We start from the raw sequence: 23671 nt of genomic DNA, 5'->3' as shown, positions 1-23671 counted from the left end.
TCAAGAAAACTTTAATAAAGCCTAGAGCCTCCCATTGTCTACAGTCTTTTATGTTTTAAAGTAGACTGGATTTTGACGGAATGAGAGTGTTAAACCTATATGTGGGAAACTCAAAGAGACGAAATGTACGCATAAAAAAAGAATTGCTTTATACTTTTTTGGGTCAAAATTCCTAAAAATTATCTTTGGAATAAGGCTTGCCGTTCATTTAAATTGGTGATAAGCTATGTGTAAACGGTTACACAAAAGTGTAGAGGGTGATATTTTGGCAACTATTCGGGATGTGGCAAAGGAAGCTGGAGTTTCTGTAGCAACGGTTTCCAGAGTTATGAATGGCAGTGGTTATGCACATGAGGACACAAAAAAGGTGGTCATGGCAGCTGTTGAAAAATTGAATTATAAACCGAATGAAGTGGCAAGATCCCTCTACAATCGTAAATCCAAATTGGTTGGTTTGATTTTGCCGGACATTACGAATCCCTTCTTCCCGGAAATGGCAAGAGGTGTCGAGGATTATCTGCAGCAGTTTGGTTACCGGTTGATTTTTGGAAATAGTGATGAAAAACGAGATAAAGAAATAGAATATATTGACACTTTCCTGCAAAACAATGTAGTGGGCATGATTGCTTCAACTAGTGAAGAAGCCAATGAGAATTTCGATAATCTGGATATTCCAGTTGTCCTTCTCGACCGTACAGCAGAGAAATTACCAGCTGTTTATTCCGATCAAAGGACAGGCGGTAAGCTGGCAGCACGCGTATTGCTGGATAGAGGCAGTACGAATATCGTCCTCATTAGGGGGCCAGTCGAAATAAAGCCTGTATATGAACGGTACATGGCAGCATTGGAAGAATTGAAACAAGCAAAAGTGAACGTGCAAGTCATGGATTCATCCCTGACTCTTCAAGGCGGCCAAACATGCGTCAAGCAGCTTTTCGAGCAATATCCGGAAACGGATGGAATCATTGCTTGTAATGATATTGTTGCAGCCGCAGCACTTCAAGAGATCTTAAAACGGGGAATACGGATACCGGAAGACATACAATTGATCGGCTATGATGATATCTCCTTCACAGCGTTATTGCACCCACCGTTATCGACTATTCGGCAGCCAGCCTATGAGATGGGGGCACAAGCGGCGGAAATGCTAATTAAAAGGATCAATCAAGAAAAAATGGTAGTAACACATAAAAAGCTCCCTGTTTCTTTTGTGGAGAGACAAACAACGAGAAGGAAGGCGGAGAAGACATGATTAGAATTGCAGTAGTGGGAAGTTCGTCAATGGACTTAGTGGTGACATCAGCCAAACGGCCAATGGCGGGGGAAACGGTTTTAGGGGAGTCCTTTATCACGGTTCCTGGAGGAAAGGGAGCCAATCAGGCTGTTGCAGCGGCACGTCTTGGTGCAGAAGTGTCGATGGTTGGATGTGTAGGAGATGATGTCTATGGAGAGATCATCTTAGATAACCTGAAAAAAAATCATGTAAACACGAAGTATGTGGAACCGGTTACAGGTTCTGCTTCAGGGACAGCACATATTACCCTTTCGGAAGGTGATAACAGCATTATTGTCGTAAAAGGTGCGAATGATTTCATTACTCCTGAATATGTAGAAAAGGCGAAAAAGGTGATAGAGGAATCGGATATCGTGTTGGTTCAGCAGGAAATACCCGAGGAAACTGTGGAGTATCTGGCTGACTTGTGCAACATGCTTCAAAAGAGATTACTATTGAACCCAGCTCCCGCCCGCAAGTTAAGCGAGGCTGTCATTCAACAGGCATCATTCCTTACTCCGAATGAACATGAGTTCGAGATACTATTCGATGGGAGAGATAGAACGGAAGTCTTGACTGAGTATCCAAATAAATTATTCATTACCGAAGGGAAAAATGGCGTCCGTTACTTTGATGGACATGAAGAAAAGGTTGTTCCAAGCTTTGAAGTGGAGGCGGTGGATACAACAGGTGCAGGGGATACATTCAATGCAGCCTTTGCGGTGGCTGTTGCAGAAGGAAAAAGTTTTGACGAAAGTTTGTTGTTCGCGAACCGGGCAGCTTCCATTTCCGTGACGAAATTAGGTGCTCAAGGCGGCATGCCGCAAAGGGTAGAGGTCGAGAGGGGCTTTGAAGCATGAAACGTCAAGGAATCATCAATAGTTCAATAGCAAAGGTCTTGGTTGACCTTGGTCATACCGATTATATTGTCGTAGGTGATGCCGGGCTGCCGGTGCCGCCCGGAGTTTGCAAGATAGATTTAGCATTGACGCCTGGGACGCCATCATTTCAAGATGTCGTCCGGGCGGTTCACGAAGATATGGTTGTTGAAAAAGTTATCGCTGCCACAGAAGTGAAGGTTAAAAACCCGGAACAGCATCAATACATGGAGCAGCAATTCGGAGCAGCGATTGAATATGTTTCCCATGAGGATTTTAAAAGGCTGACAAGTAACGCGAAAGCCATTATCCGGACCGGGGAGACGACGCCATATTCAAATTGCATATTGCAGTCTGGAGTATTCTTTTAAAGAAATGAGATGATGAGCATGCAAATCGAAATGCACAATATTTATAAAGCATTTGGTCAAAACAAGGTATTGGAAGGTGTTCATTTTTCTTTAGAGGCTGGGGAAGTACATGCACTAATGGGGGAGAATGGAGCAGGGAAATCAACCTTGATGAACATTTTGACCGGGCTGCATAAACAAGATCAAGGAACGATCGAGATTAACGGTAAAGAAACCTCCTTCAGGGATTCAAAGGAAGCCGAAGAGGCAGGAATGGCCTTTATCCGTCAGGAACTGAATATTTGGCCCGAAATGACCGTGCTGGAGAATCTATTTATCGGCAGGGAAATGGTGAATCCCTTCGGTGTCCTGAAGACGAAACAAATGAAAGCGCGTGCAAAGGAGATTTTTAAAACACTTAATATTTCCCTTCCTTTTGATAAGGAAGCCGGACTCTGTTCTGTCGGTGAACAGCAAATGATTGAAATTGCCAAGGCGCTCATGACGGATGCCGAAGTCATCATCATGGACGAGCCCACAGCCGCTTTAACTGATAGGGAAATAGAGAAGCTCTTTGAAGTGATGAAGGGGCTTACCAAAAAGGGTGTATCGCTTGTTTATATTTCTCACCGAATGGAAGAAATATTCGCCATTTGTGACAGGATCACCGTAATGCGTGACGGAAAGACAGTCGATACGAAAAGAATTGCAGAAACAAATTTCGATGAAGTCGTTCAGAAAATGGTCGGGCGGGAGCTGGAGGACCGTTTTCCTCATCGTGAAGCGAATGCTGGCGACATAGTCCTTGATGTGAAAGGTTTAACCAGAAAGGGGCTTTTTGAAGATATCCATTTTGCGGTTCGGCAAGGTGAGATTGTCGGTGTAGCCGGATTGATGGGAGCAGGCAGAACGGAAATAATGCGCGCCCTATTTGGTGTCGACCAAATAGACAGCGGTGAAATCACCATTGAAGGCAAGAAAGTTTCCATACGAAAACCAACGGATGCAGTTCGACACGGCCTGGCTTTCATTACGGAAAATCGTAAAGAAGAGGGATTGATCCTGGACTTTTCTGTAAGGGAAAATATCGGCTTGCCGAATCTCAAGAGTTTTGCTCCTAGCGGTATTGTGAAAACGGAGGATGAGATGAACTTTGCCGAAATGATGATTAAGCGCCTTCACGTGAAGACATCTTCTGCTGAAACGGTCATCGGCAACCTATCCGGAGGAAATCAACAGAAGGTGGTAATCGCCAAATGGATCGGCACTTCCCCTAAAGTTTTAATTATGGATGAACCGACCCGGGGCATAGATGTTGGTGCAAAACGTGAAATTTACGAATTGATGAATGAATTGACGGAGCGAGGCATCGCCATCATCATGGTTTCCTCGGAACTTCCGGAAATCATTGGAATGAGCGATAGAATCCTTGTGGTTCACGAAGGTGAGATTGCTGGGGAATTGTTAAAGCAGGAAGCGACGCAAGAAAAAATTATGGCATTGGCGACAGGAGGGAACTAGGATGAAACTTGAGGCTACAGGGAAAAGCGGGATTTGGCAAAAATTTGGTCCGTTACTCGCCCTGGTACTTTTATTTATCGTAATAACCGTTTTAAATCCATCATTCATGGAACCGAATAATATTTTGAATTTATTGCGTCAAACTTCCATCAATGCACTTATTGCATTTGGAATGACCTTTATCATATTGACAGGCGGCATCGACTTATCCGTCGGTTCCATTTTAGCTCTATCCAGCGCACTCATGGCTGGTATGATGGTCTCGGGATTAGATCCGATTTTAGCAATATTGGTAGGCATTCTACTAGGTGCAATAATGGGTGTAATCAATGGGATACTCGTTTCAAAGGGTAAGATGGCCCCTTTTATCGTGACACTGGCCACCATGACGATTTTCCGGGGATTAACGCTTGTGTACACGGATGGAAAGCCGATTACTGGCATTGGCGATTCCGTTATGTTCCAGATGCTTGGGAGAGGTTACTTCCTGGGAGTGCCAGTACCGGCCGTTGTGATGATCATCGCTTTCATGATCCTATGGTTCCTGCTTCATAAAACATCCTTTGGCCGTAAAACATATGCCATCGGCGGAAATGAAAGGGCTTCCCGGATTTCGGGGATTAAAGTTGACCGGGTCAAGGTGGCCATATATGGTCTGGCCGGTACGATGGCGGCAATCGCCGGTGCCATTTTAACGTCACGTCTGAATTCGGCACAGCCGACGGCAGGACAATCCTATGAAATGGATGCCATCGCAGCCGTGGTGCTGGGCGGAACGAGCCTTTCAGGCGGTAAAGGGCGGTTGTTCGGTACGCTGGTGGGTGTCCTGATCATCGGTACCTTGAATAACGGCATGAACTTACTTGGTGTATCCTCCTTCTACCAGCAAGTGGTAAAAGGTGCAGTTATATTAATCGCGGTCTTACTTGACCGTAAAAAATCATAAGAAGAGGTGTAATCAATGAAAAAAATAGTATCGATCATCATGGTTCTTTCTTTAATGGTCTTGGCTGCCTGTTCAATGGATTCTGGTCTAACAGATGATAAAAAAGAAAAGAAAGACTCGATGAAAGACGTAAAAGTCGGGGTCAGCATTTCTACTTTAAACAACCCATTCTTCGTTTCCTTAAAAGATGGCATTGAAAAAAAGGCAAAAGAAAGGGGCATGAAAGTCACAGTTGTTGACGCCCAGGATGATACCGCAAAACAAATCAGCGGAATTGAAGATTTAATCCTTCAAAAGGTTGATGTCCTTCTTGTGAATCCAACTGATTCTGCGGCAATATCTTCAGCCGTTAAAGATGCAAATGATGCGGGCATTCCCGTTATCACGATTGATCGCTCTTCAGACGAAGGCGACATTGAAACGTTCATCGCTTCCGATAATGTGGCTGGCGGGGAAATGGCTGCAGAATATCTAGTTAAAGAGCTTGGCGAAAAAGCGAAAGTAGTGGAACTTGAAGGGGTATCCGGAGCATCTGCAACTCGTGAACGCGGGAAAGGTTTCCACAATATTGCGGACAAGCAGTTAGAAGTCCTGACAAGTCAAACGGCGGAATTCGACCGGACAAAAGGGCTTAACGTAATGGAAAATATCCTGCAAGGCAATAAAGACATCCAAGCGGTATTCGCCCATAATGATGAAATGGCACTAGGAGCAATTGAAGCAATCAAGGCGGCAGGCAAAGACATCATCGTCGTTGGCTTTGACGGAAATGATGATGCATTGAAAGCAGTTGAAAGCGGTGAACTAAAAGCTACAATCGCCCAACAACCGGCACTTATCGGTGAAGAAGCAGTTAATGCGGCTGAAAAGATCTTAAAAGGCGACAAAGTGGATGACACAATATCCGTTCCATTGAAATTGGTCACCAAAGAGTGAATGTCTCCTAAACAAAAAGAGTGCCGGAAATCTTCCGGCACTCTTTTTGTAGTGAGAAAGAAATGTTTTGATCTCATTGATGTGATCTTAGTGTGGATATTCAGCTTGAAATGATATCAATAAAAGGAGATAGAAAAGTAGTTCATTTTTTTAGGCGGCCCCGTGTCGGAACCGCCCATTACATCCATTGATTGCTAGAGTACACCTTGAGTCAGCATCGCATCCGCCACTTTAAGGAATCCGGCAATATTGGCCCCGACGACTAAATTGCCAGGCGCACCATATGCTTCGGCGGCCTCTATGCTGTTTTTATAGATATTTTTCATGATCTGATGCAGCTTGGCATCGACTTCTTCGAAAGTCCAAGGCATCCTGGCACTGTTTTGGGCCATTTCGAGTGCAGACACGGCTACGCCGCCTGCATTAGCTGCTTTTGCTGGTCCAAAAAGGATGCCGTTATTAAGGAATACATCAATGGCCTCAAGGGTTGAAGGCATATTAGCGCCCTCACCGACTGCCTTCACATTATTTTTGACCAGTAATTTTGCTGCTTCTTCATCGATTTCATTTTGTGTGGCACAAGGCAGGGCGATGTCGCATGGTACAGACCAGATGCCGTAGCTTCCTTCATGGTAAACAGCCTCCGGGTGCGCATCGACATACTCGCTTAAACGTTTTCGTTCCACTTCTTTTAGACGTCTGACTGTATCAAGATTCAGGCCATTTTCATCATATATGTAGCCATTGGAGTCGCTGCATGCAACAACTTTAGCGCCTAGCTGTGTAGCTTTTTCAATGGCATAAATGGATACATTGCCAGACCCAGAGATAACGACAGTGCTGCCATGGAATTGTAACCCTTTGTCTTTTAGCATTTCTTCGACAAAGTAAACCGTTCCATATCCAGTCGCCTCTGTACGGGCCAAACTTCCGCCGTAACTTATGCCTTTACCGGTTAAAACACCGGCATGATAGCTGCCTTGCATCTTTTTATACTGACCGAACAAGTAACCGATCTCCCTTGCACCGACTCCGATATCACCAGCCGGTACGTTTGTATCAGGGCCTATATAACGAGATAGTTCCGACATGAAGCTTTGGCAAAAACGCATGATTTCCGCATCCGATTTTCCTTTTGGATCGAAGTCCGATCCGCCTTTACCCCCACCGATCGGCTGGCCAGTAAGCGAGTTTTTAAAGATTTGCTCGAAACCAAGAAACTTTATGATGCTGGAATTGACAGTGGGGTGGAAACGGAGACCGCCTTTGAATGGTCCGATTGCACTGTTGAATTGCACACGAAAACCACGGTTGACTTGAACATTTCCCAGGTCATCAACCCAAGAGACACGGAAGGTGATCATTCTTTCGGGTTCTACAAGCCTCTCCAATATCCCGCTTTTCATATATTCTGGATGTTTTGCAAAAACCGGGACCAATGAAAGGAATATCTCCTTTACGGCTTGATGGAATTCACTTTCGTGAGGATTACGTTCCTTTACCTGCGCGTATACTTGACTTACGAACTCTCTGGCAACCTGCAATTCCTCATGTTCGACTTCCTGTGAAGTGGTCATTGTTTTCTCTCCTTTAGTTAAAGTCATAAAATATTAAATAGGGTAAGTCTATCGGTTTTTATATGATACTTTCATGATATAATTTAAGAATGAAACGAACAATCTGAATATTAGATAAATAACATGCTGTTTTGATATGAAAGAGGGAGCTTAGATTGGAATTAAGGCAAATTGAATATTTCATTGAAGTGGCAAAGCGTGAACATATGACGGAAGCAGCAGTGGATTTGCATGTTGCCCAGTCTGCTGTCAGTCGCCAAATATACAATTTAGAAGAAGAGCTGGGTGTGCCCTTATTTATCAGGGAAGGCCGAAAGATTAGATTGACGCCTATAGGCCATACATTTTTATCTCATATGGAACAAGCTATGGATATAATCAATCGTGCCAAGCGTGAGATGGCCGAAAGTCTGGATCCGGAAAAAGGGACAATCCGCATTGGCTTTCCCAGCAGTTTGGCTTCTTATGTATTGCCAAGGGTCATTTCCGACTTCAGGGAAAGTTACCCCCAGGCGAAATTCACATTGAAACAAGGTTCCTATCGCTACCTGATAGATTCTGTGATTAAAGGAAACATTAACATGGCCTTGATTGGCCCCCTGCCGGTGAATGAAAAGAAAATCAAAGGGGAAACGTTGTTTATTGAGAACTTAGTTGCCCTTCTGCCAGAAAGCCATCCTTTGGCCCTGAAGAAATCACTATCCTTGAATGAGCTTCAAGGAAATCCGTTCATCTTATCTCCAAAGGGTTATGTTTTAAGGGATCTCGTTATGAAAGCTTGCAAATTGCATGGCTTTGAACCGGAAGTGGCATTTGAAGGGAAAGATACTGATGCCATAAAAGGCCTGGTGGCGGCAGGTCTGGGTATAACTTTGATACCTGAGATTTCCTTAGTCGATAGCTTGCCGCGTTTTACGGTTAGATTGCCGCTGGAGGAACCTTCCGTTACCAGGGCTGTAGGAGTCATCGTTCCGACTGATAGGGAACTGATGCCAACGGAGAAATTATTTTACCAATATTTGAAGGACACTTTTGCCAAATTGGAAGGATTTCAAAAATAGGATGATATTTATTAGAAAAGGCATAAATACAGCTAATGAGAGAATCCTTAATCGGGTTCTTTTTTTTGTCGCAAATGCTCCAAAATATTTCCATGTAGGCATCCTTAAAAGGGGGTAACTTATTTTGAAATAATGAATTATTGATTTTTATTGAACAGTAATGTGTTAAACCTTTATTTTTGAAAGCGCTTTTATTTTTTTAGAATAAAAATATTACTTACATTATCAGAAAATTCATGTTATTATACGAACAGACATTAACAGACATTCAGGCAGCGGTACGATATACTTATTAGGCTTTTTAAAAGAAGACCTTTATTTTTTTTCGATTTTCCTAAATTGAATATTCTGATAATTTATAAGGAGTGGAGATATAGTGAGCAGGAAAGAATACATCAGCGATCGAATGTACAAGGCATCAACGGGGATAGCCAACGCTGTTTTGGTTACATTAGGGATCGGGTTATTGTTTGAATCCATAGGGGGATATTTAGGTTGGGAGGTCTTTCTGGCAATAGGCGGGGCCGCGAAGGTCTTGCTGGCACCAGCTTTAGGAGCAGGAATCGCCTATCAGCTAGGAGGAAATTCATTAATTATTTTTAGCGCCATGGCTTCAAGTGCTGTTGGAGGTGCTGCCATTCACAAAACGGCTGAGGGTGCCTTCACGATTGTTACGGGCCAGCCGCTAAGTGCTGTCTTGGCAGCGGTGATTGCAACATATATAGGTAAGCGCATAATCGGCAAAACGAAGTTGGACATCATGGCCATCCCAATGGGTGCCGTTCTTGTCGGTGGAGTTTCGGGATATGGCCTGGCTCTTGTCACCACTCCGCTCCTAACATGGATAAGCAGTCAAACTACTGCTGCGGTCGAGGGTTCTCCCTTAATCGGTTCCATGGTCATAGCCTTGGTATGGAGCATTTTATTGATGACACCGGCGTCTTCCGCCGCATTGGCGATCGCCCTGCAATTAGATCCTGTTTCCAGTGCTGCAGCCCTAATCGGATGTACGGTTCAGTTTGTCGGGTTCACTGTCATGTCTTATAAAGATAATGATATGGGCGGGTTCCTGGCGCAGATGGTCGTTACGCCAAAAGTTCAATTTCCTAACTTAATCAAAAAACCATTATATGTAGTTCCGCCTTTTGTGGCGGCAATCATCTGTGCACCTATCGCTACCTTGGCATTCGATTTTCAAGTGCCGTATGAGCTTGGAGGCATGGGGTTAAGTTCAATGATTGCCCCGATTGCCATCATAACAGGTCAGGGGTTATACACATTCTTGACTTATGTGGCAGTGGGGATGGTATTGCCAGCTGTGATCACACTTGCCTTACATCGCGTATTGAAGATGATGGGTAAAGTTAAGCCAGGCGATCTTCATTTGGAAGTTTCATAATCAAATTTTTCTTGGAAACCAGCCAGGTTAAGGAACCGGGCTGGTTTTTATTTATAAGGGGATTAGGGTAAAATGGGGAGGAAAGCATTTGCAAAGATAGGATGATATAGATGGGAAAAGAAATCGATATAAAAGTGAAAGCTAAGTTCGTGAGTAAAATCAGCAAGGGTTTGCCCTTGATTGTTAAAGAGTCGATAGCCAATCTTAATGACCTTCAGGAAGAGGGATCCTTGGTGCGCTTGGTGGATGAGAACAACCGCTTTCTGGCAAAAGGATATTATGGCATACAGAATAAGGGCTATGGCTGGATATTGACCCGAAGAGAGAATGAAAAGATCGATCAATCCTTCTTTAACGGAAAAATCCAGGCTGCATATGAATTCCGAAAGTCTTTTTTTGAAGATGGGGAGACTACAGCTTTCCGCTTGTTTAATGGGGAAGGTGATGGAATTGGCGGTTTAATCATTGATCATTATGATGGTCACTATGTCATTAGCTGGTATAGCAAAGGAATATATTCCTTTAAGGACTACATCATTAAGGCATTGCAGGAAACGGTCGAAGTCAAATCGATTTATCAGAAGAAACGCTTTGATACAAAGGGGCAGTACGTGGAAGAAGACGATTTTGTCATGGGCGAACAGCCGGAATTTCCGCTTATTGTAAAGGAGAATGGAGTCCATTTTGCTGTTTATCTGAATGATGGCGCAATGGTCGGTGTCTTCCTTGATCAACGCGATGTCAGAAGGAAAATCCGCGATGAATACGCAAAAGGGAAAACGGTGTTGAATATGTTCTCCTATACGGGGGCATTCTCCGTGTTTGCCGCTTTAGGCGGTGCTGTTAAAACAACGAGTGTCGACCTGGCGAATCGAAGTTTACCAAAGACGATCGAGCAGTTCAGTGTGAATGGCATAGATCCCGAAGCTCACAATATCGTGGTGATGGATGTTTTCAAGTATTTTAAATATGCGGTGAAGAAAGCCTTGAAATTTGAAATGGTCATCCTTGATCCGCCCAGCTTTGCCAAATCGAAGAAGTTTACTTTCAGTGCCGGAAAAGACTATACGAATCTACTGAAGGATACCATTTCCATTACGGAAGACAATGGTGTCATTATCGCCTCAACTAATTGCAGTACGTTCGACATGAAAAAATTCAAAAACTTCATTGATGTTGCTTTCAAGGAAATGAATGGAAAGTATGAGATCATGGAACAATTCTCATTGCCGGCTGATTTTAAAACAATTCCTGAGTATAAGGAAGGGAATTATTTAAAAGTAGTCTTCATTAAGAAAATTAAAGGATAAGATAAGGCGTCCACAGTTCAAGCAGAACTGTGAATGCCTTTTTTATAATGAAAATGTTTCATGTGGAACGATGGGACATTAGATTCACTGGATAGGCCGTTCACTTTTCAAACCTCTCGATACATGAAAGGAAGGTTTCCTGCGAATGCTGTTAGCGATGCAAAACTGTGCTGCATAGTAGGTAAGCATGATCAGTGGACCTGAAAAGGCAACATCATCGATAAACTTGTTCCAAGATAAAATGGAGTCTGAAATCATGAAGAGGAGCCCGCCGATGATTGCGGCCGCATTGCCGGTCATAAATGCTGCCCAGCCCATAAGGGAGATGACCGTTACATAGCAGATCACAGGGATGATGAGGTTATGTTCACCTTTTTCGATTAATGAATGTAGCATTTCACGGCTAATCCAAGTGGAGTAAATGCTAATCGGAAGAATCGTCGCAAATCGGAGCCATGAAAAGTTCCATCGTCCAAAGAATACCGAAATATAGAAAAGGTGGCCGATCAAGAAGGCGGAAAGCCCGATGACGAACCAAATCAACAAACCATCTCCAAACATGCAAAAGAATAAACCAAGAAGGATTAAGGATTGGTAATGACCCCGTCTTCCTACAGTAGTGCGGGCGTAGAGCAAAATCAATAACATGGGGAGTACCTTGAACAGTATTTTTATGATCAAAGGCTCTTCCGGTATAAGAAAAATATAGGATAGTCCCGTGATAAGGATTGCCGCAGGTAGGCATTTCATTAACATTCCATTCCCTCCTTCAATCTTTAATTCTATGCAAGGGGAAGGAACCCCTTGTCAAAAGTCGTGAAAATGAAAAAACTGGCCCCTGTTTTAACCAGGAGCCAGTCAGTCATAAGAATCATACGGCTGAGTTTTCTTTAACGAAAGCTTGTTTTAACCAGTTTTTCCCCTCAACAAGCCTTGTGACAAGCATGGCACAAACCGTGTTTCCTGTTGAGTTAAGCAATGTAGCGGGAGCATCGATGATTGTGGATATAACGGCAATGATAGGCAGGACTTCCACAGGGAAGCCGAATACGCTAAGAATCAACATTTCCCCAATCATGCCTCCCCCAGGAATGGCACCCATAACAGCTCCAACCAAAAAGGCAACAACAAGTATACTTAAAATGCTTGAAATGCTTGTCATATCCTTTCCAAATAAGCTGAATAGGAAAACGATTTTCAATACACCGCCGAATACCGAACCATCTTTATGAGTGTTGGCTCCGAGTGGGATGACAGTCTCCGCTATATCCTTAGGCACGCCCATTTTCTTGACTGATTCCAGGTTGACTGGAATGGACGCGGCACTTGAACAAGTTGCGATGGCTGTAATGGATGGTGTCAGGGCATTTTTCCAAAATAGTTTAACTCCATCTTTCCCGCCGGCGATAAAGGCATACAAAGTGAAGAAGCCGAAATAATAAATCAAGGCCAAGACTAGATAAAGAATGAAAGTGCGAGCATATCCTTCTAAAATCTGAGGCCCAAGCTGCCCGATAATCGCCGCAAAGTAAGCGCCAAGTCCAATTGGCGCATAGTACATGATGATTTTGACGACCTTCATCATGACAGCTGTACCTGCTGTCAAAAACTCAGTAATCGGTCTTGCTTTCTCACCAGCCAGTGCAGTGGAAAGTCCGATTAATACTGAGAAAACGATAAGCTGAAGCATATTGCTTCTGGAGAACAGTTCTGGAAAATCGGAAACGGTTACAGTGCTGACCAGTTGACTGAAGAAGGAAACTTCTTCGATGGTCTCTTCAGGGGAACTGTTTTCCATCAGTTCTTTAATGGCTGTCGTATCAGTGCCCTCCAACGGATTGACGATGGTTGTCCCAATAAATCCAATGACGGCAGCTAAAGCGGCTGTTGTCAGGAAAACGAGAACGATACTTCCCATGATTTTTCCGAGACGCTTCATTCCGCTCATATTGGCAATCGCTGAAGCAATGCTGAAAAATACCAATGGCACGATGATCGTGAACATCAGATTTAAGAATAAGTCCCCTAGCGGCTGTATGATCGAGGTTTTCTCCCCGAAAACCACGCCCGCTATCCCACCGATAATGATGGCAGTGAGCAGTATTAAAGAGGATCGATAGTTTTTGATAAAGCTCTTCATTTAAATTCCGTCCTTTCAGGATGAAGATATCAATAAAAATATACTTCATTATCAACTCTAAAATCGGGTTTGACAATATTTTTTTATAGGAAGGAATGTTAAAAGAATAAAGGCAATAAATAATAATGGGGGATGGATGGTGAAAATATCGAGAAGGAGGGATAGAATGGCATTTGTTGAGGTGGAAGAAGGCGTTCGGTTATTTTATGAAGAAAAGGGCCAGGGGAGACCGATTATCTTTATCCATGGTGTGTGGATGAGCAGCCGGTTCTTTAAAAGGCAGCTGCCGTACTTTTCTGGAAAATATAGAACGATATTGCTTGATTTAAGAAGTCATGGCCAGTCAAATCATATACATTACGGAAATACGGTCTCCGTTTATGCAAAAGATCTTCATGCGTTCATAGGTGAACTGGGATTAAAGGATGTCATACTTGTAGGCTGGTCGATGGGGGCATTTGTCGTTTGGGATTATCTTAAGCAATTCGGTGAGGGAAATGTTCATTCAACTGTGATTGTGGATGAATTGGCCTCTGATTTTAAGTGGCCCGATTTTCATATCGGTGCATTTGATATGGAAACGTTGATTGCCTTCATGACAGAAATTCAAACGAATCGTACCCCATTTTTGAATAAATTCCTTGATTCCATGTTCAACAATGAATTATCTTCAGAGGATGCAGGCTGGATGCTTGGGGAAGTGACCAAAATGCCGGAATCCATTGCTGGCAGCATTCTATTTGACCAATCGATTGTGGACTATCGTGACTTCTTGCCAGCAATCAATGTACCTACACTTCTCTGTTTTGGAAGGCATGAAAAAGTCATTCCTGTAGCAGCTGGGGAACATTTGCATAAAAACATTCCGAATTCCAAACTAGTAATCTTTGAAGATAGTTGCCATTGTCCGTTCATGGAAGAAAGCGATTTGTTTAATGAAACCGTGAATTGCTTCATTCAAAAGGGAGTATAGTCGTACAGGATAGGAAAAGGGGGATGCAGTGACCGTGTCTGCACTCTTTTAATTATGGATATAATTGAATTTTCTTCTAACTAAATGGTTTCGGCATGGAATAAGGGGAATACTGGTATTAGGGGATAGTAGTGAAGGTTAATGGAATTGATAAATTAAATAGGTAATATTTATATATCCTTTTCATAGGAATTGGGCTATTATGAGGTGGATTTAAATTGGTGTGATCATTTATCTGTTATTGAGCGAAACTCATGCAGGAAGTAATGGAGAGGATAAAATGGATGATCGTTTACCATACAATGAAATTATAGATGTATGTTTACTTGCGGGGAAAATCATGCTTCAGAACGGAGCGGAAACATCAAGGGTGGAAGATACGATGGTTAGAATCGCTGCAGCATTTGGGTGCGGTGAATCACACAGTTTTTCAACCCCTACAGGAATTATTTTTTCGCTGGATGGCATGCACCCAGCTTCAAAATTGATCCGGGTTTCCCAACGATCTACAGATTTACATAAGGTGACGCTGGTTAATAGTATATCCCGAAGCATTTCCAGCAAGGAAATGACACCGGAGGAAGCATATATACGGTTAAAACAAATCGAAAAGGCCGGGATGGGGTATCCCATGTGGGTGCAGATCTTTGCTGCATTTATAGCGAGCGGCTGCTTTTTAATCATGTTCCAAGGACAGTGGAGTGATTTCATCTGGTCCTGCATAGCTGGAGGAATGGGATTCTCATGCCTGCTTTATTTGCACAGGTTACTGGAAGTCCGTTTTTTTGCTGAATTCATCGCCTCTTTAGTCGTAGGATTAGTGGCTATGTTCTTTGTCCAGATTGGAGCAGGGAGTAATTTGGACACGATAATCATCGGAGCGGTGATGCCGCTTGTGCCAGGACTATTAATAACGAATGCAGCCAGGGATTTAATTGCAGGGCATTTGGTTTCGGGTCTATCCAAGGGTGCGGATGCTGGTTTGACTGCTTTAGCCATTGGGGCAGGAATATCGGCCGCGTTTGTTTTCTTATGATTTTAGGGGAGGAAGAATGATGATTGCACAGCTTATTACAAGTTTCATTGCCTCAGCCGCCTTTGGAGTCATCTTCAATGTACCAAAGAATTCATTGTTTCAATGTGGTTTCGTAGGGATGTTGGGGTGGATCTTATACTATGCTCTGGTTGAAAATGAGATAAACAGCATCATTGCAACATTAGCGTCTGCATTTATCGTTGCGGTCATCAGCCAGTATTTTGCTAAAAGATATAAAACGCCGATCACGATTTTCAATGTATCGGGAATCATCCCCCTCGTGCCTGGAGGTTTGTCGTATGATGCGATGAAGCACTTTGTCGGAAATGATTTTTATGTCGCCGTTCAGCTGGCAGCCAAAGTTTTCATGCTGGCTGGTTCCATTGCGATGGGACTGATCTTTGCAGAAGTCATGAACCAGTTAGTAACTAAGTACAATAGAAGGAAGGTAAGATTGAGAAGTTAACGGGAATCTTCCTGATGAGTATGTTCTGAATAAAGAGAAAGGAGAGCAGGCCGAAGCCTGATCTCCTTTCTCTTTTTGATATTTTAAAATAATAATGAATCTAGTTTATATAGGATCTTTCATCCCAGTGTTGGCAGTAACCAAAATTTCGTCGAATTTTTTGGCATCAGCTTTCTTGCTTGACAGAAGTGTTCCGGCGATGGCTGCGATAAAACCAATCGGGATGGAGATGATGCCTGGGTTGGCAAGCGGGAATAATGGTTCCCCAACGAATATTGCCGCTCCCTCCACCGGAGACCAGACATTGGGACTTAGGAATACAAGCAATAAAGAACTGACCAGTCCAACTAACATGCCTGTTACAGCCCCAGTCGTGTTAAAACGTTTCCAGAATACCGTGAAGACAATGATGGGCAGGTTGGCACTGGCAGCGACAGCAAAGGCGAGTGAAACAAGGAAGGCGACATTCATGTTTTGGGCAAATAAGGCCAGGATGATGGAAAGGATGGATACTCCGATGGATGCCCAACGAGCAGCAACGACTTGTTCTTTGTCGGTGGCTTGACCTTTCCGGATGATGTGGCCATAGAAGTCATGGGCAAAAGCAGATGCTGCCGATAGAACGAGACCTGCCACAACCGCTAAAATGGTAGCGAAAGCAACGGCAGAGACAAAGGCGAACAGGAAGTCTCCCCCAATGGCTTCTGCAAGCAGCGGAGCAGCCATATTGCCGGCCGCATTAGCGGCTATGATCTTGTCATAACCGACAAAGGCTGCCGCTCCAAAGCCGAGGAAAATGGTCATTATATAAAAGATGCCAATGATCCAAGTGGCATATACTACTGACTTTCGGGCTGTGATGGCGTCTTTCACCGTAAAGAAACGGATAAGAATGTGAGGTAGTCCAGCCGTACCGAGTACAAGCGCTAAATTAAGGGATAAAGTATCCAATGGATCCTTGAATTTGTTACCGGGGTTAAGGAAATCCCCGCCCAAAGGGGTGGCTGTTTTCATCTGCCTGAACATCTCGATCACGCTAAAGTCGAATTTCGCCAACACGATGATGGAGATGATGAATGTCCCTGCCATCAATAAAACGGCTTTAACGATTTGGACCCAACTGGTGGCCGTCATACCGCCGAAAACGACGTATACGGTCATTAAAATACCTACAATGATGACGGAGTAAAGATAATCAATTCCAAGTAAGAGTTTTATAAGGGCACCTGCACCGACTAATTGGGCGATCATATAAAAGGTTGAAATCGAAATGGTGTTAAGGGCAGCAACCCCGCGTACTTTCTTTTCATTGAAACGGGCAGCGATCATGTCCGCCAATGTATACTTGCCAAGGTTACGAAGCGGTTCGGCCACAATATAAAGAACGACCAGGTACGCAACCAGAAAACCTATGCTATAGAAAAAACCGTCAAATCCGGAGAGTGCGACCATGCCGGCTATTCCCAAAAATGAGGCGGCGGACATATAATCTCCCGCAATGGCCCAGCCATTCTGCCAGCCAGTGAGGCTGCTGTCCGCCGTATAAAAGTCCGCGGTCGTTTTGGTGCGCCGTGAAGCAAAATAGGTAATGACCAATGTTAGTCCGACAATGATAAGAAATAATATAAAAGCAAGAATATTCATTGTGAATTCACCTTTTATCCTTTCGCTTCTTTAACGATTTTTTCTACTAATTGGTCAAATGTCGCCGCTTTTCTGGAATAGAGGATGCATAATGTCCAGGTCATGATAAATTGGGCGAAGGCAAAAATCCAGGCCCAGCTGATTGCCCCGAAGGCAATTGAGTTAAGAACTTTAGAATAGGAAGTTAGTATGGGTAGGGTGAAATAAAAGACCATGAAAAAGATGGATAGCGGCACGATGAAATTGCGTTTTTTCCTTAAGAGTTCTTGAAAAGATTGTGATTGGACGATCTTGGTGTAGTCCGCGGAAGCGCTTGCCTCGGTTTCCTTAGCGATTGAATCGTTTGATGCCAAGTTGGTTCCCCCTTCATCATCATTGATTTGGTTTTCATTACCAATTTCCGATAACAGTATCAGTATATATTTTTCAGAATATATTGTAAATTTAAATGCTGAAATTAAAGTTTTTTTCGTTCGACATAGTTTTTTCTTTTTACGCACAAGCAAAACCATTAAGGAAAAGTTAAGCTTCTTTCACGATACTGGTTTCAACGAAGGAAACCTGAAAGGAGAAAAGTGATGAAAAAGTTGATAGTGATAGGTACGGTTTTAGTGCTGGCGATTGGGGGAAGCGTTTGGTTTTTCATGAAGGACAATGCTGAGCCTGTCATTGCGAAATCGGTGACGGCTACAGTTGAAAAGGGAGATCTTGAAGTGCAAATAAGCGGTTCCGGATCGGTCGCCGCAATCAATAGTGAGGACATTACATCTTCCGTAACGGGTGAAGTGGACGAAGTCCTTGTAGAGAAGAATGAATTGGTTGAGAAAGGTGATGAACTTATTACCTTCACGGATGGAAGTGACCCGATAACGGCCCCATTCGATGGTACCGTTACAACAATGGAAGTTGAAGAAGGGGATCGTGTATCGAGCAATGAAGTGTTGGCACATGTCACGGATTATAAAAAATTGAAAACCACGATCAGTGTTGATGAATTGGATGTTCCAAGTGTTAAAAAAGGACAAACGGTTGATATTAAAGCCAGTGCCTTTGAAGATGAAACGTTTACAGGGGAAGTAACCAGTGTAGCAAAGGAAGGTACATATGAGAATGGAGTTTCTTCATTCGATGTCACTATCAAAATTGACAAACCCGGCGATATAAAAATTGGGATGTCGACTGAAGTGAGCATTTTGACGAATAGTGTAAAAGATGCCTTATATGTTCCGATTGAAGCAGTCCAAATCGACGGGGAAGAGAAATATGTGAATATACAACAATCCGGTACAACTGAAGGAGCTGCCAGTACAAAGAAAGTGGTTGAGACTGGAATCAGCAACGATAGATATATTGAAATAACTTCAGGGCTTGAAGAGGGACAGTTTGTTTCCTTGCCTATCACCATCAATGAAAGCTCCACTGGCAGCGGCGGCGAAGGAATGAGGGGAGGCCAAGGAGGCGAGATAAGAATGCAGAGCGGCAGCGGAATGCCAAGCGGCGGGATGCCAAACGGTGGCGGAATGCCGAGTGGAAAGGGAGGTCAGTAAAATGGCGAAACCCATCATAAAAATTAAGAACATGTCTAAATCATATGAATTAGGCGGTGAAACGGTCAAGGCACTTCAGGATGTCTGTCTTACAATCGATAAAGGCGATTTCATTTCGATCATCGGTCCTTCTGGGTCAGGGAAATCGACGTTCATGAATATGATTGGCTGCCTTGATAAGCCTGACATAGGTGAATATCTTCTTGATGGTAAAGAAGTGGAAAAGATGAAGGATAATGAGTTAGCTGACATTCGTAATATTAAAATAGGGTTCATCTTTCAAAATTTCAACCTGCTGGCAAAACTGACAGCGTTGGAGAATGTCGAACTTCCCCTGGTTTATAGAGGGGCAAGCGTGAAGGAAAGAAGAGAAGTGGCCAATGCGTGCCTTGATATGGTGGGCCTTGGTGACCGGAAGAATCATCTGCCGACCCAACTGTCGGGTGGACAGCAGCAAAGAGTTGCGATTGCAAGGGCACTTGCCGGTAATCCTCCCGTTTTATTAGCGGATGAGCCGACGGGGGCGCTTGATAGTAAAACGAGTAAAGAAGTGCTGCAGATGCTGAAAGAATTGAACGGGAAGGGACAAACAATCATTCTTATAACCCATGACTTGGAAGTGGCTAAAGAAGCGACTCGTGTCGTCCGGATACAGGATGGTCAGCTATTTGAAAACGGGGGTGATTGGATTGAATCTGAGCGAATCAATGAAGATGGCAATACGCAGTATCAAAACCAATAAAGTCAGAGCATTTTTAACCATGCTTGGGATCATAATTGGAGTTGCCTCCGTAATCGTTCTGGTTTCGATTGGGCAGGGTTCTTCACAGTCCGTTCAGGAGGAAATCAATAGCCTGGGAACGAACCTGATAACGGTAAGTGTCACGGATACCGACTCCGTGGAGCTGACCGATGATACAATTGAACAGTTTAAAGAGCTGAGCGGGATATCGGAAGTGGCGTCTGTGGTCACTGGACGCGTTTATGCCAAGAACGGAGAAGCTACGGCGCAGGTTTCAATGACCGGTGCAACTTCTTCCTACTTATCAGTCAGGGATCTAGAGCTCAGTCAAGGCCGGTTTTTGACGGATATGGAAACGGAATTACGCTCCAAGGTCGTTGTCCTGGGGTCGGATACAGCCACCACGCTTTTTGAAAATCAAAAAGCCGTGGACCAGAACGTGCTTATCGGCGGTGTTTCCTATCGCGTGATCGGTGTCCTGAAATCGGTAGGCACCTCAATGGGATCGAGCGGGGATGATGTCATCATTGCACCTATCACCACTGCCGAAAGGGCTACAGGCAGCACGACAATCGGAACTGTCTATTTAAAAGCGGAGAACGAGAATATCATGGATTGGGCAATGTACCAGGTACAAGGTGCGATGACTACATCATTCCCAGAACAGAGTGATAACTACTCGGTGTCCAATCAAGAAGATCTGATGGATACAATGAGCTCTGTATCGGACACGTTCACACTTATGCTTGGCGGTATTGCCAGTATTTCGTTACTGGTAGGCGGAATCGGGATCATGAATATCATGTTGGTTTCCGTCTCGGAGAGGACAAAGGAAATCGGGATCAGGAAAGCAATTGGGGCAAATCGGAAGTCGATTCTTCTTCAGTTCTTAATTGAAGCGATGGTCCTGAGCTGCTTCGGGGGACTGTTGGGAGTTGGAATTGGCTTGGGAATCGCAAAATTGATTTCAGCTTTTTCAAGTTTAACGATTAGTTATTCATGGACGGTGACATTGTTTGCCTTTTTATTCTCCATTTTAATCGGGATAATGTTTGGTGTATTTCCCGCCAATAAGGCATCCAAATTAAATCCAATCCAGGCACTGCGTCACGAATGAACATACCATTTTGAAAGGAAGCAGGCATTAAAAGCCCGCTTTCTTTTGCATATGAAAAAGGATAAAATCAACATATATCACAATTGAGGCGGTTGGGAGGTACCCTGCATGAAGGTTTTGGTGGTAGAAGATAATGTTTCATTATTAGAGTCGATCCGACAGATTTTGACGGATGAATATGAAGTCGATACAGCGGATAATGGGGAAGATGGGCTATTCATGGCTCAACAAAGTATTTACGATATCATCATTTTGGATGTAATGCTTCCGGGAATCGATGGATTTGAAATCGTACGGAAAATCAGGGAAGCAAAAATAGATACAAGTGTCTTGTTTTTGACGGCAAAAGATGCACTTGAGGATCGTGTCAGAGGGTTGGAAATGGGTGGCGATGATTATTTAGTCAAGCCGTTTCAGGCACCGGAACTTAAGGCCAGGATTCGTGCCCTGCTTCGAAGGAGTGGCATTATTTCGCTAGAACAGCATGTGAAATACCGTAATATTGAACTGTTGGAAAAAGAAAAGGATATTTTGGTTGATGGAAAGGTCATTAAAATGACCTTGAAACAGTTTGAATTACTGGAATACCTGATTCAAAATAATGGTAAAATATTGACCCGTGAGCAGATTTTCGACCGCATTTGGGGGTTTGATTCAGATACGACGATTGCCATTGTGGAAGTGTTCATCCATCACCTTAGAAAAAAATTGGAACCTTTCAATTATCATAAAGATATTCAAACCGTTCGGGGTATTGGTTATATGCTAAAACAACCATAAGGGGATCATTATGTTCCAAAAAACAAGGCTTCAACTAACAATATTGAATTCTATCGTCTTTATTGTCTTAATAGCCATATTAAGCAGAACGATTTATTTCTATACGGAAGACCAGATCTATAAGGATGTCAATGATTCACTTATAAAGGATTACCGGGATTTCAATAATGGCGGCATGCCAGGCGGACGTCCGCAAGGTGAGTTTCTCTTAGGACCGGGGCCAAGCGTCATCGTTTGGGGGCCGGATGATACGATCATTGAGCCAAGACTGAGTGTAGATAATTTTTTTAAGGTCAATGAACAAAAATTTTTCCCTAAAACTTTTGATGACATTGAAGAAATTTCAGTGAATGGATATACGTATCGGGCCCTTTCCACCCAGGTCGATACAGGGTATGGAGAGATGGCCGTACAATTCATCAGGAATGTGGATACAGAAAAGGAAATGCTCGATCGCTTGCTGCTCATATTGTTTGTTGGTGGAGGAATTGGAAGTCTAGTGGCGGTGGGCGCTGGCTATCTTCTGGCAGGACGGGCCTTGATCCCGGTCAAGAAATCCTGGGATCAGCAGCAGCAGTTTGTCTCGGATGCTTCGCATGAAATTCGAACGCCGCTTGCTGTCATTCAATCGCGGGCTGATTTGCTATTTCAATCACCTAACGCGACAATCGAGGAAAAAGCCGTTGATATATCCATCATTTCGAAAGAAGTCCGCCGATTGAATAAGCTTGTTAACGGACTTTTGACCTTGACCAGAACGGATTCGAATCAAATGGAGGTTAAGAAATCGAACTTTTTCCTTGATGATCTACTTATGGATATCGTGGAACAGTATACGGATATAGCTTCTTTTCAAGAGAAATCAATCATTAGCCATGCTCCCGAACAGGTAGTGTTTCATGGGGATAAAGAGAGAATTCATCAGCTATTGGTGATCTTGGTGGATAATGCCATGAAATTCACCGAGGAAGGCGGGGAGATTTCCCTTTCCTGCATCAAGAATGCTTCATCCATCATTCTTACTGTAGAAGATAATGGAATAGGCATTCCACAGGAAGAACTCCCCTTGATTTTTAATCGTTTTTACCAAGTGGAGCAATCCCGTTCGGCAAATGAAGGCTCTGGCTTAGGTCTATCCATAGCCCAATGGATTGTAAACACACATCAAGGGAACATCAAGGTTACAAGTGAGCAGAATGAACGGACCCGTTTTGAAATCACTTTTCCGAGAAATCAAAGGAAAAATTAGCTGACATCCAATACGAAAAAGACCCTTACTTTCTTCCTTGCTGCTTAAGGAAAAATTAAGGGTCTTTTTAGATAATCATCTTATAAATACATTTATTTTCGGAGGAGAATCATTGATGAAAAGACTTGGTAGGTTACACTTTTTGGTTGGAATATTGGTTTCGGTCCTCTTAATGGCCCAAGCAGTCATCGGGATCATGATGTATGTGGATGGCAGCGGCAATGAGCCCATGAATCGACAGGCGGTGATGAGGCAGCCTGCCGACGGAAACACAACAGAATCGGATTCGGAGGAATCGGCTAATAGCAGTACGGAGACAGATGATTCATCGATGGAAACGGCAACTAATGATACGCAGGGCACTCCACAAGGGGGGCCTAATGGTTCCGGGACTCCAGGAGAAATGCCAAGCGGCGGAGGTTATCAAGGCAGAGACTCTTTTGCTGGGAAATTCATCGACTTTTATCAAGGGGCAGGTGGCTTGGCCGCATCCATCATCATCTTTGTAATCGGGGGGGCAGGATTAGCGACAACGGTGATTACAAGAAAAACAGCTGCCTGAATAGTCGATATTATTTAGGCAAGAGAAGGTTCCTTTCGAAGTGAGCCTTCTTTTTTAATTCACGAAACCCATTATTGTCACTAATTGTTATTTTAAAAAGGGAAATAATAATTGCACTAAAAAAAATATTAGTTTAATATAGACTTCTGGAGAGGTACGTACAT

Annotated in this window: 23 protein-coding genes; 18 read left to right on the top strand and 5 right to left on the bottom strand. The window is 43.5% G+C overall.

Annotation, left to right across the window (positions count from 1 at the left end):
• Positions 1-265 precede the first annotated feature (265 nt).
• The 6 genes from AC0VX1_RS26505 to rbsB are packed head-to-tail and all read left to right on the top strand — an operon-like array spanning position 266 to position 5904.
• Positions 266-1252, top strand: a complete 987-nt coding sequence (locus AC0VX1_RS26505; RefSeq protein WP_475469578.1) for a LacI family DNA-binding transcriptional regulator — start codon at positions 266-268, stop codon at positions 1250-1252.
• Positions 1249-2133: a ribokinase gene (gene rbsK / locus AC0VX1_RS26500; RefSeq protein WP_063574590.1), complete on the top strand. Its 885-nt coding sequence runs from the start codon at positions 1249-1251 to the stop codon at positions 2131-2133. The genes AC0VX1_RS26505 and rbsK overlap by 4 nt, the downstream gene beginning before the upstream one ends.
• Positions 2130-2522 carry a D-ribose pyranase gene (gene rbsD / locus AC0VX1_RS26495; protein WP_034316088.1) on the top strand — a complete coding sequence of 131 codons (393 nt, stop codon included), beginning with the start codon at positions 2130-2132 and terminating at the stop codon, positions 2520-2522. The genes rbsK and rbsD overlap by 4 nt, the downstream gene beginning before the upstream one ends.
• 18 nt (positions 2523-2540) lie before the next feature.
• Positions 2541-4022, top strand: coding sequence for a sugar ABC transporter ATP-binding protein (locus AC0VX1_RS26490; RefSeq protein ID WP_377330649.1), 1482 nt, complete (start codon positions 2541-2543; stop codon positions 4020-4022).
• A gap of 1 nt (position 4023) precedes the next feature.
• Positions 4024-4968 carry an ABC transporter permease gene (locus AC0VX1_RS26485; protein WP_034316083.1) on the top strand — a complete coding sequence of 315 codons (945 nt, stop codon included), beginning with the start codon at positions 4024-4026 and terminating at the stop codon, positions 4966-4968.
• A gap of 15 nt (positions 4969-4983) precedes the next feature.
• Positions 4984-5904, top strand: a complete 921-nt coding sequence (rbsB, locus tag AC0VX1_RS26480; protein WP_413023651.1) for a ribose ABC transporter substrate-binding protein RbsB — start codon at positions 4984-4986, stop codon at positions 5902-5904.
• Positions 5905-6098: 194 nt separating this feature from the next.
• On the opposite strand, the gene gdhA is transcribed toward rbsB, so the two are convergent.
• Positions 6099-7481 carry an NADP-specific glutamate dehydrogenase gene (gene gdhA, locus AC0VX1_RS26475; protein ID WP_475469577.1) on the bottom strand — a complete coding sequence of 461 codons (1383 nt, stop codon included), beginning with the start codon at positions 7479-7481 and terminating at the stop codon, positions 6099-6101.
• 155 nt (positions 7482-7636) lie between these two features.
• Here gdhA and gltC point away from each other — a divergent pair, with 155 nt between their 5' ends.
• The 3 genes from gltC (at position 7637) to AC0VX1_RS26460 (ending at position 11251) form a co-directional block, all read left to right on the top strand.
• Complete coding sequence (gene gltC, locus AC0VX1_RS26470) at positions 7637-8542, top strand: glutamate biosynthesis transcriptional regulator GltC (RefSeq protein WP_057278254.1); 906 nt, start codon at positions 7637-7639, stop codon at positions 8540-8542.
• Positions 8543-8948: 406 nt separating this feature from the next.
• Entirely contained in the window at positions 8949-9941 is a 993-nt protein-coding gene (locus AC0VX1_RS26465) for a PTS sugar transporter subunit IIC (protein ID WP_413008141.1), read from the top strand.
• A gap of 110 nt (positions 9942-10051) precedes the next feature.
• A complete protein-coding gene (locus tag AC0VX1_RS26460) occupies positions 10052-11251 on the top strand; it encodes a class I SAM-dependent rRNA methyltransferase (protein WP_475469576.1) in 1200 nt (399 codons plus the stop codon).
• A gap of 84 nt (positions 11252-11335) precedes the next feature.
• Here the strand turns inward: AC0VX1_RS26460 and AC0VX1_RS26455 are convergent, their stop codons facing one another.
• Both AC0VX1_RS26455 and AC0VX1_RS26450 read right to left on the bottom strand, forming a co-directional pair.
• Positions 11336-12007 (bottom strand): lysoplasmalogenase, encoded by a 672-nt coding sequence (locus AC0VX1_RS26455; protein WP_475469575.1) that lies wholly within the window; start codon positions 12005-12007, stop codon positions 11336-11338.
• 115 nt (positions 12008-12122) lie between these two features.
• Positions 12123-13391, bottom strand: a complete 1269-nt coding sequence (locus AC0VX1_RS26450) for a dicarboxylate/amino acid:cation symporter (protein ID WP_475469574.1) — start codon at positions 13389-13391, stop codon at positions 12123-12125.
• Between the two features lie 166 nt (positions 13392-13557).
• Here AC0VX1_RS26450 and AC0VX1_RS26445 point away from each other — a divergent pair, with 166 nt between their 5' ends.
• From AC0VX1_RS26445 to AC0VX1_RS26435, 3 genes are all read left to right on the top strand, one after another.
• Positions 13558-14364 (top strand): alpha/beta fold hydrolase, encoded by an 807-nt coding sequence (locus AC0VX1_RS26445; RefSeq protein ID WP_475469573.1) that lies wholly within the window; start codon positions 13558-13560, stop codon positions 14362-14364.
• A 280-nt stretch (positions 14365-14644) separates the two neighbouring features.
• On the top strand, positions 14645-15400 hold the full coding sequence (locus AC0VX1_RS26440) for a threonine/serine exporter family protein (RefSeq protein WP_475469572.1): 756 nt from the start codon (positions 14645-14647) through the stop codon (positions 15398-15400).
• A 16-nt stretch (positions 15401-15416) separates the two neighbouring features.
• Positions 15417-15866 carry a threonine/serine exporter family protein gene (locus tag AC0VX1_RS26435; RefSeq protein ID WP_413021670.1) on the top strand — a complete coding sequence of 150 codons (450 nt, stop codon included), beginning with the start codon at positions 15417-15419 and terminating at the stop codon, positions 15864-15866.
• Positions 15867-15971: 105 nt separating this feature from the next.
• Here the strand turns inward: AC0VX1_RS26435 and AC0VX1_RS26430 are convergent, their stop codons facing one another.
• Complete coding sequence (locus AC0VX1_RS26430; RefSeq protein WP_034316065.1) at positions 15972-17510, bottom strand: solute symporter family protein; 1539 nt, start codon at positions 17508-17510, stop codon at positions 15972-15974.
• Positions 17511-17524: 14 nt separating this feature from the next.
• Complete coding sequence (locus AC0VX1_RS26425; protein ID WP_413021669.1) at positions 17525-17863, bottom strand: DUF485 domain-containing protein; 339 nt, start codon at positions 17861-17863, stop codon at positions 17525-17527.
• A gap of 225 nt (positions 17864-18088) precedes the next feature.
• On the opposite strand from AC0VX1_RS26425, the gene AC0VX1_RS26420 reads away from it, so the two are divergent.
• From AC0VX1_RS26420 to AC0VX1_RS26395, 6 genes are all read left to right on the top strand, one after another.
• A complete protein-coding gene (locus AC0VX1_RS26420) occupies positions 18089-19057 on the top strand; it encodes an efflux RND transporter periplasmic adaptor subunit (protein ID WP_413021667.1) in 969 nt (322 codons plus the stop codon).
• Between the two features lies 1 nt (position 19058).
• Complete coding sequence (locus AC0VX1_RS26415; RefSeq protein ID WP_413007709.1) at positions 19059-19799, top strand: ABC transporter ATP-binding protein; 741 nt, start codon at positions 19059-19061, stop codon at positions 19797-19799.
• Entirely contained in the window at positions 19747-20916 is a 1170-nt protein-coding gene (locus AC0VX1_RS26410) for an ABC transporter permease (protein WP_475469571.1), read from the top strand. Before AC0VX1_RS26415 ends, AC0VX1_RS26410 begins: the two co-directional genes overlap by 53 nt.
• A gap of 108 nt (positions 20917-21024) precedes the next feature.
• The gene (locus tag AC0VX1_RS26405; protein WP_034316054.1) at positions 21025-21696 is read left to right on the top strand and encodes a response regulator transcription factor; all 672 of its coding nucleotides are present in this window, start codon (positions 21025-21027) and stop codon (positions 21694-21696) included.
• A gap of 10 nt (positions 21697-21706) precedes the next feature.
• Positions 21707-22945 carry a sensor histidine kinase gene (locus tag AC0VX1_RS26400; RefSeq protein WP_475469570.1) on the top strand — a complete coding sequence of 413 codons (1239 nt, stop codon included), beginning with the start codon at positions 21707-21709 and terminating at the stop codon, positions 22943-22945.
• Positions 22946-23060: 115 nt separating this feature from the next.
• Positions 23061-23507, top strand: a complete 447-nt coding sequence (locus AC0VX1_RS26395; protein ID WP_475469569.1) for a hypothetical protein — start codon at positions 23061-23063, stop codon at positions 23505-23507.
• The last annotated feature ends 164 nt before the right edge of the window (positions 23508-23671 follow it).

The sequence above is a fragment of the Peribacillus sp. QJM3NY_7 genome (assembly GCF_056173225.1).
Note: the sequence above shows the minus strand (reverse complement) of the source record. Positions and strands in the feature narration are given on the sequence as shown.